This is a genomic window from Agarivorans sp. B2Z047 (genome assembly GCF_023373605.1).
GTDB classification, from domain to species: Bacteria; Pseudomonadota; Gammaproteobacteria; order Enterobacterales; family Celerinatantimonadaceae; genus Agarivorans; species Agarivorans albus.
The window spans coordinates 191,940-208,797 of record NZ_CP088080.1; the positions used below are offsets into that span (position 1 = coordinate 191,940).

Below are 16,858 nucleotides of genomic sequence, written 5' to 3' on the forward strand. Positions count from 1 at the left end.
CTACAACTTAAAAGTGCCGATTAAATATTCAGCAACTCCATTTTCTTTGTTGCTAAGTGTTTGTTCTAAATGAGGTAAAGTCAACTTCAAACGGTCATGCGCGTTGGCCATGATCACACCTTTTCCTACTAGACTAAGCATTTCTTTATCATTAAGGCCGTCACCAAAGGCAATACAGTGCTCTGGCGCTATCGATTTCTGTGCCAGTACCGCTTTTAGCGCCTCGCCTTTATTAGCTTTTTGCGCCATTACTTCTAAGCAATCGGGTAGGGAAAAGGTGATATTTAGGCTATCGCCGAAGGCTTCGATGAAGTCTTTTTCTAGCTTGAGTAATACCTCGTGCTCGGCCACAAAAAACAATTTGCAAATATGTTGGTGTTCTAAGGTGGAGAAGTCGGTTAACTGATAATCAAAGCCTGAATGTTGATTAAACGAGCGGACATATTCGTTTTCTTCTTCTACATACCAGTTATCTTCATGGTAAATATTTCGATGTAGTGTGTAGTGAGAAGAAATATCCAAAATGCGGTCGATTTCTTGCGAATTTAAGTCGGCCCTAAATAGCACTTCACCTTGCTTATTGTGCACTCTGGCACCGTTAGAAGTGATTAAATACATTGGAAAATCGAATTGATCGGCAATGGGGCGCACATCTATGTAATGGCGACCGGTGGCGATTAAAAACTTAACGTTTTGCTGGTACAAACGGGTAATGGTTTGCAGCGTGTATTCTGAGATTTGGTGCTCGTCGTTGAGCAATGTGCCATCGAGATCGGTGGCTATAAGCTGATACATGGTGATGCTCCTTAGCTAGCCCGCAAAAGCGACCTAGCCCTTAATTAGCGTGCTGTTCGAAGAAATTGAGAATACCGCTTAAAGCAGGGTTTCGCATCGAGTCGCTTTCGAACAGTATTTCGTGTTTTGCGCCAGCAATAATCTTGAATTGTGCCGATGCCGCGCTTGTAGGCCCTAGTGCTTGAAAAAAAGCGCGCTGGCCTACAGCGGTTACAATTTCATCTTGTTCTGCTTGTAATAATAGTAGTGGAACGCTGATTGTGTTGGCGCGTTCGATGATTTGTTGCATAGCGGTAAAGCTTTGATCTAACCAGCGATTGGTTGGCCCGCCTAGCTGAATTTGGGGATGGGCCAAGTACACGGCTTGCATCTGCTTAAAGCGCTGCTCACTGTGAGTTAAGTGGTTATTGTTAAAGCTGCCGTGTTTGTAATCTGATTGGCCAACCGCGTAGTAGGGGCCGCATTTAAATTGCCGTTCAAGTTTGCTCATAATCGCTGCTAAGCTGGTGGCAATTGGCTTAGGTAGCATGCCTAGATTAATACCAAACATTGGCGCAGATAGAGCGGCGGCAGTAAAGGTATTGGGAAACTGTTGTAAGTAATGAGCAGCGATAGCGCCGCCCATCGAGTGCGCCAATATAAATCGCTGTTGGTAATTAGCTAGCAAATCTTGCTGTTCAATAAGCATGGCTAAATCATCAACGTAGTATTGAAAACTGGCTACATCACCGGGTTGCCAGCGGGCGCTTTCACGATCAGATAAACCTTGGCCACGGTGGTCGATGATAAACACATCGTAGCCTTGTTGGGCTAGATCGTAAGCTAGTTCATCGTATTTTAAATAGGCTTCGGTTCGCCCTGGCGAAACCACAATTACCTTGTTGTTGGGTTCGGCGGCCGTTAGTTTTAAATACTTTATGCTTAAGCCTTGCGCGCCAACAAAGCTGGCTTCTCTGGCATGTTTAGCCCAGTAAGGTTGAATTTTTTCTGGGTACACCGTAGCCAGCTCATGCTCTTGGCTGAGTTGATAATTGGATGTACTCATAGTGCTAACCCCTGCTGGCTAAATATCAGCATTTATCTATACAACAAGCGTATGAATAAGAACAGAAATATCTAGGGGCTGTTGCTCATTAGTGGAGTTTTGGTGATGGCTAGTTGGTTCAAACACAAGTTAGATTAAGCAGGGCAGCGGTGTTCTCGCAAGGTAACTAAAGAGGGCTCTTAGCTGCCAAAACCGGCACGTGCTAGCGTAACTAGCATTGGGATTAGTAACAATACACCTAGCTCAAGGCGAATTAACCAAATTACCGAGGAGTGTTGGCGATAGCTAATCATCGATGGTTTGCCTTGTTTTAAGGCTTTGCGCCATCGATAAAAGGTGGCTGAAGGATAAAGAGACAACAGCACTACAACAAAAAACAGTAGCATTTTTAAGGCGAAGAATGGGTTGTCGAGGTAAGTATGGCTAGTGCTGTGAAACAAAAACAGCCGTAAAGCGCCGGTGATAAAAATCAATACCGTAGAAAAAGCGTGGGTGGCGTCGGCCAACAGCAACTTTTTTACATCATCTTGGGTCATTCCGCGGCGGAACAAAAAGGCTTCAGAGTACAGCGCACCTGCCAGCAAAATAATTGCTGTCACATGCAGTCCTGCATTAATCGCCTCTATTAGACTCATTGATCGTTATCCATGAAATAGTAATGTTTTAGAAAGCGCTACCGCGCGATGGCGGATAGTACTGCAAATCCCAGCCCGATGCTATACCCTAACAGCCCTAAGTCGCTGACGTCTAGAGTGGAGAAGGAAGGTTTTATGAAAGGAAAGCTACTGGCTTATGGCTTGCTGGTTCTACCGCCACTATTCTGGGCCGGAAATTTTGTTACTGGGCGTTATATTTCAGAACAAGTGCCAGCGATGTCCTTGTCTTATTGGCGCTGGACTTTAGCCATGCTGATTGCCATGCCCTTGCTTTATCGCAGTATGTGGCGCCAGCGAGAAGTGATTAGCCAAAATTGGCTACGTATTTCGATTTTGGCCTGCTTGGGTGTGGCGGGGTTTAACTCCTGTGTTTATATCGGTTTACAAAATACCACTGCCACCAACGCACTGATTATTAACTCGATGATTCCGATATTTATTTTGCTAGTGAGTTGGGTTTGGCTCAAACAACGTATTACCCTGCGGCAAATGGCGGGCATTGTATTGTCTTTTGTTGGTGTATTGGCTTTGTTGGTGAAAGGGCAATGGCAGCAGTTGGCGACTTTTAGCATCAACCAAGGCGATGGTTGGATTGTTTTATCCTCTTTAGTTTGGGCGCTTTACTCCATTGGCTTACGCTATAAACCTGCCGAGCTAGGTGGAGCAGCATTTTTGGGTTGCACGCTGGTTGTTGGGTCCTTAGTGCTGAGTCCATTTTATTGGCTAAATTTACCTGAGGCTGCGTTTGAGGTAACTAACGATGCTATTGCAGCATTGGCTTATGTAGCGGTTTTTCCTTCTCTGCTGGCTTATTTGGCTTGGAATTATGGAGTTAAAAGCGTGGGAGCCAATATCGCTGGCCAATACATCCACTTAATGCCCTTATTTGGCGCCGTGCTGAGCGTGACTTTTTTGGGTGAGCAACTAGCGGCTTATCATGCTTTAGGGGCATTGCTAATCGCCGCTGGCTTACTGGTAGCGCTACTGCCCTTCGCTGCTATCCGCGGGCGGTTCGCCAGCTTCAAAACTCACTAGTCGACTTCCTTGGATGGTGAGTTCACCGGTTAAGTCTTGAGTAAGATCTTGAAACTGTTTACGTTTTATTTGAAAGCGGCGCGACTCACCGCCTTCCACTGGGGTAAATTCCACAAAATAGCGATAACGCTTATGCCTATCTTCATTTTCTTTACCTGGACGAGTAATGGGGATCTCATCGCGTTTTGATACAGTTACCCAAAGGCTGTGTAGCGGTTGGGCTGAGTCCCAGCGACGTTGCTGAACGTTACGCCATAATTGATATACCACCATGCCCACGATGATGAGCATGACTAAAAACCACCACCAAGGCATTAGCGCTTCCTCCTGCTTTGCTGTGTAATACCAATCCTACTAAGTAACTGTTCATTCTATCTGCTTAAAATGCTCGATAACTGCGTTATTGCTGATCACTTACTTAGGGTGATTGGTATAACCATAGTTGTTTTCTGTTTTGCAGCCTTAGCTGCTGGTTTTACTAAGTTTTTGTCGGATAGCCCCAATTCGTCAAGCCCAAATGCTTATTGTGTTGTTTGTTTTCTCGTTATTCCACTCAAAAGCGCTTAGTATTCCTGCTAGAGATATAGCAATAAAGGAATCTAGCTTGGGTGGTTGTTACCACAAGCCCCTATTCTTGGGCTTCTCTACATTTTTACAACTAAGCATGGTGCTTAGCGTGTTGTTTAATGCTGCCTGTTACGCAAGCCCTAAAATGGAAGCCGCATTAGACAAGGGCGCGTGGGGAGCTTGCCCGCAGCTAAACATTGAAGGGCTTAAGGTAAGCAGCTTTCCCCTGTTATTAAGGGTTAAACATCTAGAGCTTGATCTGAGTTGTTTGCTGAGCTCAGGCAAGCAGGGAAGCGCCACTTTTGAACCTGCCCAATGGCAAGTACCGGTTGAACAACTATTTGCTCAGCTTCTCAGTATTCCTGTGGCGTTTAATGGCAGCCGCATCGAAGTTGAGCAGCTAACTGTAAGGCACGGTAAGCAAATTCTTGTTGAAGGAAAGCTAAAGCTAAGCCAGCAAGATCAGCAATGGCAGATGAGCTTAAGTGAAACACAAGGCAGTCAAATTGAGCTAAGCGTTGCAGCACAATCACAGACCTTGCAGCTAAGCGGGCAGTTAGCGCCGCGGCTGCTGAACACTTTAGCTCAGCACTTTGAGCAAGCTTGGTTAGCTGACGAGCGCTTGGCCAAGCTGCAGTTTTCTATTGCGGCAAACTTTGCGAATGACCTACTGGTTAACGCCAATCTAAAACTGCCAAGCTTAGCAGCAACAGTTGATGCGCAGTTGTCTGGTTGGGAAAACTGGCAGTTAGCCGCTTCCCACTCTGGTTTTAGCATTGATGAAATAGCACTATCGGCAGCCGATTGGCAGTTTGAACAGCATAAATGGCAGCTGAACGTTGCAGAGTGGCAGCTTATAGGGGAAGGACGTTGGCAGCTGCAGCCTGAGTTGGCGATTACCGGCCGCTTAAACGGTGAAGACTTAATTACGCTTCAGCAGCATTTTTACACTTTACCTAAACCAGCCAATCTATTGTCAGCTGCAGCTGAGCTGCAGTTTACTTGGAAGAATGAGCAGCTTAATGGGGAGCTTAAGGCTCACAATATTAATGCCCTATGGGGAGAACTCCGCTTTGACGGTGGAGAGTTAACTAGCGAATTCAAATTTCAGCCTCAGTTGGGCTGGCAGCATTCTGGAGTATTCACCTTAGCGCAATGGAATATCGGCATACCTTTATCGCAGTTAGCCCTTAATTGGCAGCAAACAGAATTTGCACCATTGGCGCAGTGGCAGAGCGTAATGATGCGAAATATAGGCTTTAAGGTGTTGGGGGGCGAAGCGAAGGTAGCTCAGCTAGCGCTAGCATTACCTAATGTCGCCAATCTTGAGTTGGAAAAGGTGCAACTCGCAGAGTTAGTAAAACTTTACCCAGAACTAGGCTTAACCATGCAAGGGTCGGTATCGGGCAATCTACCGGTACATTTTGTTGAGCAAGGCATCGCGATTGCAGCAGGGAGATTGGCTGTAGAAGAGCCAAGAGGGCATATTGCGCTTACACACCAATCGCTGGTGGCGATTAAAGCACAGCACCCGTCGCTCGATTTTGCGTTAAGCTTATTAGAAGACTTTGATTATGAAACACTTGCAGCTGAAGTCGATTTTGCCGAAGATGGGCAACTCGATATGCAGGTAAAACTTATTGGGCGCAATCAGCAGGTTAGCCCACGGTTGGTGACATTGAACTATCGTCACCAAGAAAACATTTATCAGCTACTACGTAGTTTGCGTATTGGCGAACAACTGTCAGGACAACTGCAGCAATGGATAGACGATACTTCTTCTTCCCCCTAGTTTTAGTGTTAGGCCTAGCGGCCTGTACACCTAAGGTAGAGGTAGCGGTAGATAAACCGATTACGGTTAATCTAAATGTGAAAATTGATCATGAAATTCGAGTGCGCGTTGATAAGCAACTTGATGATTTATTTAGTGATGAAAGCGGACTGTTTTAGGAGAGCATGATGAAAAGGAATAGCTGGATACTAGCCTTACTGTTAAGCCTTAGCTTTTCTGTGGCGGCCTTGGATTTAGGTGAAGCAAAGAATAATGGTTGGGTGGGTGAACAAACCAATGGTTTGTTAGGCATTGTTAGCCACAATGCTGAAGTAAAAGCCTTAGTGGATGGTATTAACCAAAAGCGTTTAGCCAAATACAAGCAAATTGCTAAAGAGAACGGTTTAACCGAGCAACAAGTGGCTGCGCTGGCGGGAAAAAAAGCGATTGAGCGCAGTGATAGTGGCGCTTATATTCAATCTCCCTCGGGCGATTGGGTGAAGAAACCTTAACTACGACATTTACAGCGTAGTTTAATGTTGCTTGAGGTAGTGAGTGATTTCAACTACTACCTCAAGGTAGCAAGTTAAGCACTGTTCAAGATCTGCTTGGGGCTGTTCACTCTGCTTCAGCTGCTTAACCCAGGTACTAAGCGCCGGGCTACAAACCAAGGCGGCTATGCCTTGAAGCTGTTGTAATAAGCCGCTATTTACTTTGCCCTCTTCAATGGCCTGTCTAATCTGTTGAGCTTCTTGTTCACTGCCATTAACAACATCTGCTAACCACACTTTAAGCAACTGTTCGTTGCCAAACTGCGCTTTTAGTTTAAACCAATCTATAGGGCTTTGTTGGCTCATGGTTTAGGCGTGTAAATGGCAGAAGGAAAGGGCGTTATGTTGCTGGCTTCATGGATTTTAGATTTACCTAGTTTGTCCACTTCATCAATTCGTAAGATGTTATGCATAGGTACCATGGTGCGATTTACTCCAGAGAATTCTGTTTTTAACTTTTCTTCGCTGGGGTCAACGACCAACTGGGCGCGGGCATCAAATACAAAATCACCCACTTCAATAAAGCCAAATAAACTGGCTTGATTTACGTGTTTTGCATATAGCTCGTAGGTTTTGCCGTTACAGATGAAATTCACTCGATACAGCTGTGACATGAGATACCCATTTAATCCATTTTTAAAGCGAAGTATTGGTTGAAAATACCTACAAATAGGCAGAAATCCAAACGATTGTACCTGTAAAAACGAAAGCAAAGCTAGTGAAGAAGTGAGCTATTTACACTTATTTGCAAATTAAGCTAAGGCTATGTTGTAAAAGCCTTTTAAGTATAATTTTATTTAGTCATTGCTGAATTTTTAGGCGGGGAATTAGGCGGTGTCATAAATGAAAAAGGCAGCTAACGCTGCCTTTTACTTAATTTTCTTGTGAGTCTATTGGGTCTGCGGAACCAAATTCTGCCATTTCGTTAGGGTCTACGCCTAATTCTTGGCATGCATCTAAAAACGAGGCTCCTGTATGACACATTAATATGTCGATGGCAGGTAGCATATTGGGTGCTTCTGACATGGCCAGCTCCGGCATTTGTTAATAAAAAGATAAGATAGTGGCGACACTCTCCCACAGTTTAGCAGATCCCCCAAGAGAGCTAGATCACGTTATTAGCGATGGATTGATGAATAAAACAGCAGTATTGCCGCAATGGCGTGACTATTGTCCAGTTATTCTTTTGTTAATCAGCTACCTAGCAGATGTTGTGAGTTTGTTACTTAAGAAAAAGGTTTGTGGTATTAAATGCAAGTTAATACACTGGTCGGACTAAAATTTGCGAATACAGAAAGGACAAGCAATGCTCGAATACTATCCAATGGTAAAACACCTACATATGACCTTGGCAATGCTAAGCATATTAGGCTTTATTTTTCGCTGGATTCTTGCCTTATTTGGTTCGTCATTACTCAAGCGTACTTGGTTAAAAGTGCTACCGCATATTATTGATACTGGCTTGCTGGTTGCGGCTATTTTGCTTTGCGTGATGCTGCAGCAATACCCCATCGCACAAGATTGGCTGACCGCTAAAGTGGTGCTTTTGGTGGTGTACATTGTGTTGGGGATGTTTGCTCTTAAGCGCGCGCCAAATCAGCTAGTGAGAATATTGGCCGGTTTAGCCGCTATTGCTGTATTTGCCCAAATACTCGTAGTGGCTTTTAGTCGCTCTCCGTTGGGCTTATTTGCTTAGGTATTGCTTATGCTGCTTGGTGCTTTGCGTTCATTGTTACTTACTTTGTGGCGCTTCTCGATTATCTACAGCTCGATTGTGATTGCTTGGCTGTATTGCCACATTATGAACGTAGATTTTGAGATTGTGGATACAGGCACCAACCAACATAAAACCATAATTGTAGGTTTGTACTTGGTTTACCTTGGCTTATGGTGGTGGTTAAACCCCTATTTGGCGCGAAATCGCCGCCAAAATTAACGGTAACGCCAATAGGCTGGCAGAAACAATACCAGTACTGTTAGCACTTCTAATCGCCCTAATAACATTCCTAAAGACAGCAGCCACTTGGCTGAGTCTGGCAGTAAGTGGAAGTTATGGTCGGGGCCAATTACTCTACCCAAACCTGGGCCAACGTTAGCTAAAGCAGTCATTGCGCCTGACAATGCCGTTATTGGATCTAAACCCAGCAAGGCTAAACCGCTGGCTAGCAAGATGAGAGTAAAGAAAAAAGCAAAAATAAAAGCCACCAAGGAGCGAATGTGTTGCTCGCTCACTAAACGGCCGTTGTAGCGGTGTGGATAAATGCCATTAGGGTGAACTAGCTGTTTTAGTTGGCGTGAAAACAAGCCGCTAGCCAGTTGAAAACGAAAGATTTTTATTCCCCCAGACGTAGAGCCTGAACAAGCGCCAACCAGCATTAAAAAGATAAATAACACGGTGGTGAAGTTACCCCAATGGCTAAAGTCGGTGAGCCCGTAACCGGTGGTGGTAACAATTGAAATGATATTAAAGATGCTGATGCGCAGCGCATCTAATAGTGAAAAGGTACCGTGCATCCATAGCCAAATACTCATCATGCCGCCTACCACCAAAATTAAGCTCACAAATCCCCGAACTTGAGCGTCTTTCCAGATGTAGCGAGGATCTTTATGGCGTATCGATTGCACCAAGAGCAAGAAGGGCAGACCACCGAGTAACATAAATACGCTGCCTACCCAGTGGCTGGCATTGCTAAAATGCGCCATTGATTCATCGGAGGTGGAGTAACCGCCGGTTGAAATGGTGGTCATTGAATGATTAATCGCTTCAAACCAGTCCATGCCAGTTAGGTGATAAGCACCGGCACAAAGAATAGATAGCAACAAATACACTTTGAGCATGTTGCTGGCGACATTTTTGGTTTTTGGGGTGTTTTTATCAGACCAGTCGGATGATTCGGTTTGGAATAAACGCATCCCGCCAACATTCAAAAACGGCAAAATCGCTACACTTAAAACAATAAAGCCTATTCCACCTAGCCATTGCAGCATAGAGCGCCACAGTAATGCACTTTTGGGCATCTCATCCAAGCCCGCCAGCACTGTAGAACCAGTGGTGGTTAGCCCAGACATGGTTTCAAAAAAGGCATCGGTAAAACTAATGTGGTCTATTCGATAAAGGGGCAGTGCACCAAATATGCAGGCGATTAACCAAACGGTGGTGGTAAGCAAAAACATGCCACGCACCGAGAGTTTAAAGTTGGGCCGTTTACCCCAGCGAATGAGGGAAAAAGCCACAGATTGAGTGATAACAATGGTATAGAAAAACTCGACGTAATCGGGTTCGTCGTAAGCCATTCCTATGGCTAAGGGCGCTAGCATTAGTAGGCTGAGTTTGGACAATACCAAACCCGTCACAAACATGATGGGCCTGAGATCGGGGGCAATCATCATGTGAAAAAACCTACAGGAAGAACGGACTAGGCTGGAACAAACGCTCAACTTCAGGGATAAACTTCTTATCCACTAAGAACATCACTACGTGGTCATCTTGCTCAATCACCGTATCGTCGTGGGCAATGATCACTTCGTTACCGCGCACTACTGCACCAATGGTTGTACCGGGAGGAAGCTTTAACTCACCAACGCTTCGTCCCACCACTTTTGATGTATTACTATCGCCATGCGCGATGGCTTCAATGGCTTCGGCTGCACCGCGGCGCAGTGAGTAAACATTTACGATATCGGCACGTCGAACATGAGTAAGTAGGGCTGAGATAGTCGCTTGCTGCGGTGAGATGGCAATATCAATAGTGCCGCCTTGTACCAACTCTACATAAGCACCACGTTGAATTAGCACCATCACTTTTTTAGCGCCCATACGTTTGGCTAACATGGCCGACATGATGTTGGCTTCGTCATCGTTAGTTACCGCGATAAATACATCAACTTGTTCGATGTTCTCTTCGCTGAGTAACTCTTGGTCGGATGCATCACCACAAAATACGATGGTATTGTTTAGCATTTCTGCCAGTTGCTCGGCGCGGCGTTGGTTGCGTTCGATAAGCTTAACGCTGTATTGGCTTTCTAAGCGCTTAGCTAGCGCGGCGCCAATGTTACCGCCGCCAACAATCATTAGGCGTCGATAGGGTTTCTCAAGCTTCTGCAATTCGGCCATTACTTTGCGAATATGGTCGCTGGCTGCTACAAAAAACACCTCATCATCTGCTTCAATCACAGTGGTGCCTTGTGGGCGAATTGCGCGGCCTTGGCGGAAAATTGCTGCAACTCGGGTTTCAATATCAGGCATGTGGTCGCGTAATACCGATAACGCATTACCTACCAAAGGACCGCCGTAGTAGGCTTTAATCGCTACCAGGCCTACTCGACCTCGGGCAAATTGCATCACCTGCAATGCGCCAGGGTAGTCAATTAAACGGCTGATGTAGTCGGTAACCAATTGCTCGGGAGCTATCAAGTGGTCGAGCGGTACCGCCTCATTACAAAACAGTGCTTCTTTCTCGGCAAGCAACTCTTCAGAGCGAATTCGCGCCACTTTATTTGGCGTATTAAACAGTGTGTAAGCAATCTGGCAAGCCGCCATATTGGTCTCATCGCTGTTCGTTACCGCGACCAACATGTCGGCATCGTGCGCACCCGCCTCTCGTAATACGCTGGGGTGGGCGGCATGACCAAATACAACCTGTAAATCAAACTTATCTTGCAGCTCTCGCAAGCGGTCTTGGTTAGTATCTACCAGGGTGATATCTGATTTCTCACCTACGAGGTTTTCCGCTAACGTGCCACCTACTTGGCCCGCTCCAAGAATAATGATTTTCATTTGCTAACAATACCTTAAGCGTTTATTGCTATTTTTTAGTGTTACTCTTGATGGCGCGAAAGGCAAGCCTAAGGAAGGGTTTTCCGTAGTCGAGCATAATAAAAACCATCCATGTTATTGTTGCCGGGTAAAAGTTGCCAACCAGGTTGAGTTGCTGTTTCATCTTGGTTAATTGGCACCAGTTCAGCATCCGCGGTTTGTTGCAAAAATGCCGCAATTTGCTGGCTGTTTTCGTCGGGCAACACCGAACAGGTAGCGTAAAGCATAACTCCACCGGGTTTTAGCTGCTGCCAAAGCGCCTCTAAGATTTCTTTTTGTAGCTTCACTAACTCTGCAATATCGCTATCACGGCGCAACCATTTGATGTCGGGGTGGCGGCGAATAACGCCTGTGGCCGAGCAGGGGGCGTCTAACAAAATCCGGTCGAAAGGCTGATCGTTCCAACGTTCTGGTTTGCTGGCGTCATTACAATGCAAAGTAGCTTTTAAACCTATTCGCTCGAGGTTCTCTGTAACACGGTTTAAGCGTGCTTGTTCGGTATCTACCGCAACCAGCTCAGCTAATGATGGTTGTAGTTCTAGAATGTGACAGGTTTTACCGCCTGGTGCAGCACAGGCATCTAATACACGCTCACCTGGCTGCGCATCCAATAAGCTGGCTGCCATTTGCGCGGCGCCATCTTGCACCGAAGATGCACCTTCGGCGAAACGAGGTAGTTTATGCACGGGTTGTGCTTTGTCTAAGCATAAGGCTTGCTGCGCCAGCGTGGAACTTTGGCTGGTGATCTCTAAAGCCGCAAGCTCTGTTTGATAAGCATCGCGTTCACCTTGCAGTGCGTTAACCCTTATCCACATTGGAGCATGTTGGTTATTAGCTTCGAGTATTTGCGCCCATTGTTCTGGATACGCGGCTTTTAAGCGTTTGCTTATCCAGCTAGGGTGGCAATATTGTAAGCTGTCGTTGGCAGTTAGCTGGGGCTCTAATTGCTCACGTTGGCGTTCGGCATTGCGTAATACACCATTAACCAGTTTTTTTAGGCTATGCAATTTTAACTGGCTGGTGGCAGATACCGTCTCCGACACCGCAGCATGAGCTGGCACTCGCATATAGAACAGCTGGTACAAGCCAACCATTAGCAAAAAGTGACCATTACGGATTTTGCCTTTTAGCGGTTTATCCATTAGCTGTTGGAGTACCGCTTCAAAACGCGGTAGCCAACGCAACACACCAAAACATAGCTCTTTTACCAAGGCGTGATCGCGCGCCACTACTTGAGGCAATACTCGTGGCAGCATTTGGCTTAGCGACTGGCCTTGGTCTACCACTTGATACAAAATGTTGGCAGCGGCTGCGCGGGCATTTATTTGCTTAGTTTTTGGCTGTTCAGCCATTAGCACTCTCCAGCTTAGTACCAAGTTCAAACCACTCTTTTCGAGCATTTAGTACGTCTGCGGCGGCTAAGGCCTTTTTACCTGGGATTTGAATTTGCTCAAGGCGCAATGCATCTTTGCCAGTGGCCACTACAATGCCGTGTTTATCTGCCGCAATGATAGTGCCTGGAGCTTGTTGGCCAGAGTGCTGCTGTACGCTGGCTTGCCATACCTTGATGTTTTTATCCGCTAGGGTGAAGTAGCTCATTGGCCAAGGATTAAAGGCGCGAATGCAGCGTTCGATAAATTCGGCATCTTGTTGCCAATCAATACAGGCTTCTGCTTTGCTAAGCTTTTTGGCGTAATTTGCTTGGCTATCGTCTTGCGGTGTAGCGCTCAACTCTCCGTTTGCCAAACCTTCAACAGCTTTAACCAGAGAATGCGGGCCTACTTCGGCCAGTTTGTCATACAGTGATGCACTGGTTTCACCTTTGGCGATTTCAACTTCATCTAATAACAGCATGTCACCGGTATCTAAACCAATGTCCATTTGCATGATGGTCACGCCCGAGTGGCTATCGCCAGCCCAAATTGAGCGCTGAATCGGTGCCGCTCCACGCCAGCGAGGTAGTAAAGAACCATGCACATTAATACAACCTAAACGCGGTGTATCTAAAACAACTTGAGGCAGCAGCAAACCATAAGCCACGACTACCATTAAATCGGCGTTTAGCGCGGCTAACTGCTGTTGTGCTTCTTCGCTCTTAAAGTTTTCTGGTTGGTAAACTGCAATGCCGTGCTCAAGCGCTAGCTGCTTTACCGGGCTAGCTTGCAGCTTTTTACCGCGACCGGCTGGGCGATCTGGCTGGGTGTAGGCGGCAACGACTTGGTGGTCACTGGCTATTAATGCGCTTAGATGGCGAGCCGCAAAATCCGGCGTGCCGGCAAAGATGATCCGCAATGGCGTCATGCTGTGTTGTACCTTTGTGGTTGCTTACTTGCGACGAGCAAGTTTTTCGAGTTTGGTTTTTACTCGTTGGCGCTTAAGAGGCGACAAGTAATCGATAAACAATTTACCTTTTAAGTGGTCTAGTTCGTGTTGCACGCAAATAGCCAGTAGGCCTTCAGCCTCAAATATTTGCTCGTTACCGTCGGCATCCAAAGAGTTCACTTTGATTTTTTCTGCTCTTGGCACTTGGGCACGATATTCAGGAACCGATAAACAACCTTCTTCATTTAATGCTTCGCCATCGGTTTCGATGATTTCAGGATTAATTAACGCAAGTCGTTGATCTCGCGTATCTGATACGTCAATCACTACAATTTGTTGGTGAATGTTGACCTGTGTCGCAGCTAGGCCAACTCCTTCCTCTTGATACATGGTTTCAAACATGTTTTCGATTATAGTTTTAACTTTATCGTCAATATTATTAACGGGTTGCGCTATAGTACGCAGGCGTTCATCAGGAAAACGCAATACTTCAAGTACAGCCATAACTTCTGTCTTCAATCAGGTTTTGGTAGATTGTCGGTAATTCTAGTCATTTATGTGACTAAAAAACAGCTTTGGATATAGGGATGTCGCTGGGAGACACTATGAAAGGGAAAAAATTAGTTTGGCTTTGGGCCTCTTTGTTGTTTTTAGTGGGAGGTGCTATTGCTGACACACTGAAACTAAAGGAGGATTTTCCCGAAGTCTATGTTGTGAAAAAAGGCGATACCTTATGGGATATCTCTGCCTTGTATTTACATTCTCCGTGGCTTTGGCCGCGCTTGTGGCAATACAACCCACAAGTTGAGAATCCGCACCTGATTTATCCAGGTGATCGCTTATCGTTAGTTTATGAAGACGGTGAGCCTCGTTTAGTACGTAAGCGTATTGTAAAAGTAACACCTAAGGCACGCATTGAAGAAAAGGCTAGCCCTATTCCTACTGTGCCTCTGGCCTCAATTAGCGCATTTTTATCACATGACCACATCGCTGATGAAGATATGCTGAAAGGCGCACCCTATGTGCTTGGTGACAATGATGCGCAGTCGCGTATAGCAATTGGCCGTGCAATGTATGCTCGTGGCGAAACTAAGCCAGGCCAATACTACGGAATATATCGCGTAGCGGAGAAATACTATGATCCGGAAACTAAAGAAGAGCTAGGCCAGGTGCTTAACTTTATTGGTGTTGGAGTGTCTGAGCGTCAGCATGAAGACAACATCACCCAGTTTAAGGTAACGCAGGTATTAAAAGAAATTCGCCAAGGCGATATTATGCTGGAGCTACCAGACCAAGATCGTTTGCCTGCTTATTTCATTCCAAATAACAAACAGTTGGAAAGCAGTGGCTACATTCTTTCTGCTGCAACTGATACCTCAGTAATGAGCCGTTACGATGTAGTGGTGATAAACAAAGGTACTCGCGATAACGTGGCCCCAGGTGATATGTTTGCCGTGGCGCAGCCTGGGAAAGTGATGATTGATAAAGTAAGACGTAAGTCTTACGAAGAAACCGCTAATCACTTCGACCGTGCCTTTAATAGCGATGACGAGCGCGTATCACTGCCTAACGAGAAAGTGGGTGAGCTGATGGTATTTAAGAGCTATGAGAAATTGAGCTATGCGATTATTACCGATAGTAAAGTTATTCTTCGCCCACACTATTTGGTGGAGAACCTATAGTTGCTACCGAATTTATCGGTAGTTCAATATCTTAAACTTGCAGGCGTGCCCCGTTTCTCGATGGCACGTTTGCAAGCTGCTTTAAGCCAATGCAGTGTCGAGCAGTTATTTGCTGCTGATGCCAACCAATTGGCTGCTTGGCAATTTAGCCCTCCACAAATTTCTGCACTACTGCAACCCAAACAGGCGCGCATTGAACAAGCACTAACCTGGCTTGAACAAAACGATTGCCATTTATTGGGGTGTTTTGATCCGCGCTACCCGGAATGCTTACGCAATATCCAACGCCCGCCTCTGTTGCTATTTGTACGTGGTAATCCCGCACTATTAGATAAACCTCAGCTAGCTATAGTCGGTAGTCGTCATGCTAGTGTTTCGGGTTTAAATCATGCCAAGCGTTTTGCTCAGCAACTTGCAGAGCAAGGAATCACCATCACTAGTGGTATGGCGTTGGGAATTGATGCCGCCGCGCATAAAGGGGCGCTGCTAGCAAAACCTGATGCCACTATTGCGGTTGTGGCAACGGGTTTAGATAGGGTATATCCAAAGCGTCATCAGGCGCTAGCGCATAAAATTAGCGAGCAGGGCGCAATAGTGAGTGAGTTTTGGCCCGGTACAGCCGCCAAAGCCAATCATTTTCCACGGCGTAATCGCATTATTAGTGGCTTAAGTTTGGCAACCTTAGTGGTGCAAGCGGGATTACCTAGCGGCTCTTTACTTACTGCGAATTATGCCGCTGAACAAGGCCGTGATGTATTTGCCATGCCGGGTTCTATTGATGACCCCCTACACGCTGGTTGTCATCATTTGATTCAACAAGGAGCTAAATTGGTGACTTGTCCGGTCGATATAATAGAAGAGTTAGGCGTTTTTTCTGGTCAATCTGCTTTGCCGTTGCATGCGGTGGAGCAAAATATGCAAGAACAAGATTTGCCTTATCGGCAATTGTTGGATAACGTAGCTTATGAGACTACAACAATTGATGATTTAGTCTTAAGCACTCAACTACCTGTTGATGCTGTACTGGCTCAGTTAACTGAGTTAGAGATATTGGGTGTTGTGGCCGTTGTGCCAGGTGGTTACGTCAAGCTGAGGAGGAACTAACTATGTTTGATATCCTCATGTATCTGTTCGAAACCTACATTCATAGTGATGTAGAGCTGTTGATGGATCACGATGAGCTTACAGAAGAGCTCAGTCGCGCAGGGTTTCATAAAGAAGAAATCTATAAGGCACTAGATTGGTTGGAGCAGCTTGCAGCTTTGCAAGATAGCGACAAACAGCCTTATTTAAATCCTTCTGAGATTCCCTCATTACGGGTGTATACCGCACCAGAAATTGCCAAGTTGGACGTACCGTGCCGAGGCTTTTTACTGTTCTTAGAGCAGATGAAGGTACTTAACGCGGAAACTCGCGAAATGGTAATTGACCGCGTAATGGAACTTGATGGACCAGAGTTAGAACTGGAAGATTTAAAATGGGTCATTTTAATGGTGCTATTTAATGTTCCAGGCAGTGAGTCGGCTTATCAGCAAATGGAAGAGTTATTATTCGATTTGGGTGATGGTCCGCTGCATTAAACACTGACTCAACGATAAAAGGTGCGCTGCCATCAGGG

At 45.8% G+C, this 16,858-nt stretch carries 21 protein-coding genes; 9 read left to right on the forward strand and 12 right to left on the reverse strand.

Annotated elements, in window-relative coordinates; translation table 11 throughout:
• From LQZ07_RS00915 to LQZ07_RS00925, 3 genes are all read right to left on the reverse strand, one after another.
• Positions 1-795, reverse strand: a complete 795-nt coding sequence (locus tag LQZ07_RS00915; RefSeq protein WP_152783797.1) for a Cof-type HAD-IIB family hydrolase — start codon at positions 793-795, stop codon at positions 1-3.
• Positions 796-835: 40 nt separating this feature from the next.
• Entirely contained in the window at positions 836-1,840 is a 1,005-nt protein-coding gene (locus LQZ07_RS00920; protein WP_152783795.1) for an alpha/beta fold hydrolase, read from the reverse strand.
• 179 nt (positions 1,841-2,019) lie between these two features.
• Positions 2,020-2,475, reverse strand: coding sequence for a DUF2214 family protein (locus tag LQZ07_RS00925; protein WP_016399917.1), 456 nt, complete (start codon positions 2,473-2,475; stop codon positions 2,020-2,022).
• 135 nt (positions 2,476-2,610) lie between these two features.
• On the opposite strand from LQZ07_RS00925, the gene LQZ07_RS00930 reads away from it, so the two are divergent.
• The gene (locus LQZ07_RS00930; protein ID WP_194164169.1) at positions 2,611-3,531 is read left to right on the forward strand and encodes a DMT family transporter; all 921 of its coding nucleotides are present in this window, start codon (positions 2,611-2,613) and stop codon (positions 3,529-3,531) included.
• Here LQZ07_RS00930 and LQZ07_RS00935 read toward each other — a convergent pair.
• The gene (locus LQZ07_RS00935) at positions 3,478-3,846 is read right to left on the reverse strand and encodes a DUF2500 family protein (RefSeq protein ID WP_040306597.1); all 369 of its coding nucleotides are present in this window, start codon (positions 3,844-3,846) and stop codon (positions 3,478-3,480) included. The two genes, LQZ07_RS00930 and LQZ07_RS00935, sit on opposite strands and share 54 nt — an antisense overlap.
• 289 nt (positions 3,847-4,135) lie before the next feature.
• Here LQZ07_RS00935 and LQZ07_RS00940 point away from each other — a divergent pair, with 289 nt between their 5' ends.
• From LQZ07_RS00940 to LQZ07_RS00950, 3 genes are read left to right on the forward strand one after another with little or no spacing between them, the layout of a single operon-like run.
• Entirely contained in the window at positions 4,136-5,890 is a 1,755-nt protein-coding gene (locus tag LQZ07_RS00940; RefSeq protein ID WP_194164168.1) for a YdbH domain-containing protein, read from the forward strand.
• On the forward strand, positions 5,860-6,048 hold the full coding sequence (locus LQZ07_RS00945; RefSeq protein ID WP_016399913.1) for a YnbE family lipoprotein: 189 nt from the start codon (positions 5,860-5,862) through the stop codon (positions 6,046-6,048). The genes LQZ07_RS00940 and LQZ07_RS00945 overlap by 31 nt, the downstream gene beginning before the upstream one ends.
• A gap of 6 nt (positions 6,049-6,054) precedes the next feature.
• Complete coding sequence (locus LQZ07_RS00950; RefSeq protein ID WP_371923301.1) at positions 6,055-6,381, forward strand: YdbL family protein; 327 nt, start codon at positions 6,055-6,057, stop codon at positions 6,379-6,381.
• A 21-nt stretch (positions 6,382-6,402) separates the two neighbouring features.
• Here the strand turns inward: LQZ07_RS00950 and LQZ07_RS00955 are convergent, their stop codons facing one another.
• The 3 genes from LQZ07_RS00955 to LQZ07_RS00965 all read right to left on the reverse strand — a co-directional run bounded on the left by LQZ07_RS00955 (position 6,403) and on the right by LQZ07_RS00965 (position 7,446).
• Positions 6,403-6,726 carry a hypothetical protein gene (locus LQZ07_RS00955; protein ID WP_152783787.1) on the reverse strand — a complete coding sequence of 108 codons (324 nt, stop codon included), beginning with the start codon at positions 6,724-6,726 and terminating at the stop codon, positions 6,403-6,405.
• On the reverse strand, positions 6,723-7,034 hold the full coding sequence (locus LQZ07_RS00960) for a DUF1820 family protein (RefSeq protein WP_016399910.1): 312 nt from the start codon (positions 7,032-7,034) through the stop codon (positions 6,723-6,725). Before LQZ07_RS00960 ends, LQZ07_RS00955 begins: the two co-directional genes overlap by 4 nt.
• A 259-nt stretch (positions 7,035-7,293) precedes the next feature.
• On the reverse strand, positions 7,294-7,446 hold the full coding sequence (locus LQZ07_RS00965) for a hypothetical protein (RefSeq protein WP_016399909.1): 153 nt from the start codon (positions 7,444-7,446) through the stop codon (positions 7,294-7,296).
• 280 nt (positions 7,447-7,726) lie between these two features.
• Between LQZ07_RS00965 and LQZ07_RS00970 the strand changes: the two genes are divergently transcribed.
• Together LQZ07_RS00970 and LQZ07_RS00975 are read left to right on the forward strand one after the other, a co-directional pair.
• The gene (locus LQZ07_RS00970; RefSeq protein WP_016399908.1) at positions 7,727-8,116 is read left to right on the forward strand and encodes a SirB2 family protein; all 390 of its coding nucleotides are present in this window, start codon (positions 7,727-7,729) and stop codon (positions 8,114-8,116) included.
• A 9-nt stretch (positions 8,117-8,125) separates the two neighbouring features.
• The gene (locus LQZ07_RS00975) at positions 8,126-8,356 is read left to right on the forward strand and encodes a hypothetical protein (RefSeq protein ID WP_016399907.1); all 231 of its coding nucleotides are present in this window, start codon (positions 8,126-8,128) and stop codon (positions 8,354-8,356) included.
• On the opposite strand, the gene LQZ07_RS00980 is transcribed toward LQZ07_RS00975, so the two are convergent.
• The 5 genes from LQZ07_RS00980 to def all read right to left on the reverse strand — a co-directional run bounded on the left by LQZ07_RS00980 (position 8,353) and on the right by def (position 14,062).
• Complete coding sequence (locus tag LQZ07_RS00980; RefSeq protein WP_371923302.1) at positions 8,353-9,810, reverse strand: TrkH family potassium uptake protein; 1,458 nt, start codon at positions 9,808-9,810, stop codon at positions 8,353-8,355. The two genes, LQZ07_RS00975 and LQZ07_RS00980, sit on opposite strands and share 4 nt — an antisense overlap.
• 10 nt (positions 9,811-9,820) lie before the next feature.
• Complete coding sequence (gene trkA, locus LQZ07_RS00985) at positions 9,821-11,197, reverse strand: Trk system potassium transporter TrkA (protein WP_152783785.1); 1,377 nt, start codon at positions 11,195-11,197, stop codon at positions 9,821-9,823.
• Positions 11,198-11,265: 68 nt separating this feature from the next.
• On the reverse strand, positions 11,266-12,588 hold the full coding sequence (gene rsmB / locus LQZ07_RS00990) for a 16S rRNA (cytosine(967)-C(5))-methyltransferase RsmB (RefSeq protein ID WP_152783783.1): 1,323 nt from the start codon (positions 12,586-12,588) through the stop codon (positions 11,266-11,268).
• Positions 12,581-13,537, reverse strand: a complete 957-nt coding sequence (fmt, locus tag LQZ07_RS00995; protein WP_152783781.1) for a methionyl-tRNA formyltransferase — start codon at positions 13,535-13,537, stop codon at positions 12,581-12,583. Before fmt ends, rsmB begins: the two co-directional genes overlap by 8 nt.
• A 24-nt stretch (positions 13,538-13,561) precedes the next feature.
• Positions 13,562-14,062 carry a peptide deformylase gene (gene def, locus LQZ07_RS01000; RefSeq protein WP_016399902.1) on the reverse strand — a complete coding sequence of 167 codons (501 nt, stop codon included), beginning with the start codon at positions 14,060-14,062 and terminating at the stop codon, positions 13,562-13,564.
• A 101-nt stretch (positions 14,063-14,163) separates the two neighbouring features.
• On the opposite strand from def, the gene LQZ07_RS01005 reads away from it, so the two are divergent.
• Genes LQZ07_RS01005 through LQZ07_RS01015 form a run of 3 tightly spaced genes read left to right on the forward strand, consistent with a single transcriptional unit; the run spans position 14,164 to position 16,820 of the window.
• Positions 14,164-15,240 carry a LysM peptidoglycan-binding domain-containing protein gene (locus LQZ07_RS01005; protein WP_194164167.1) on the forward strand — a complete coding sequence of 359 codons (1,077 nt, stop codon included), beginning with the start codon at positions 14,164-14,166 and terminating at the stop codon, positions 15,238-15,240.
• Positions 15,241-16,344, forward strand: coding sequence for a DNA-processing protein DprA (gene dprA, locus LQZ07_RS01010; protein WP_152783777.1), 1,104 nt, complete (start codon positions 15,241-15,243; stop codon positions 16,342-16,344).
• Positions 16,345-16,346: 2 nt separating this feature from the next.
• Entirely contained in the window at positions 16,347-16,820 is a 474-nt protein-coding gene (locus tag LQZ07_RS01015) for a DUF494 family protein (RefSeq protein ID WP_016399899.1), read from the forward strand.
• Positions 16,821-16,858 lie beyond the last annotated feature (38 nt).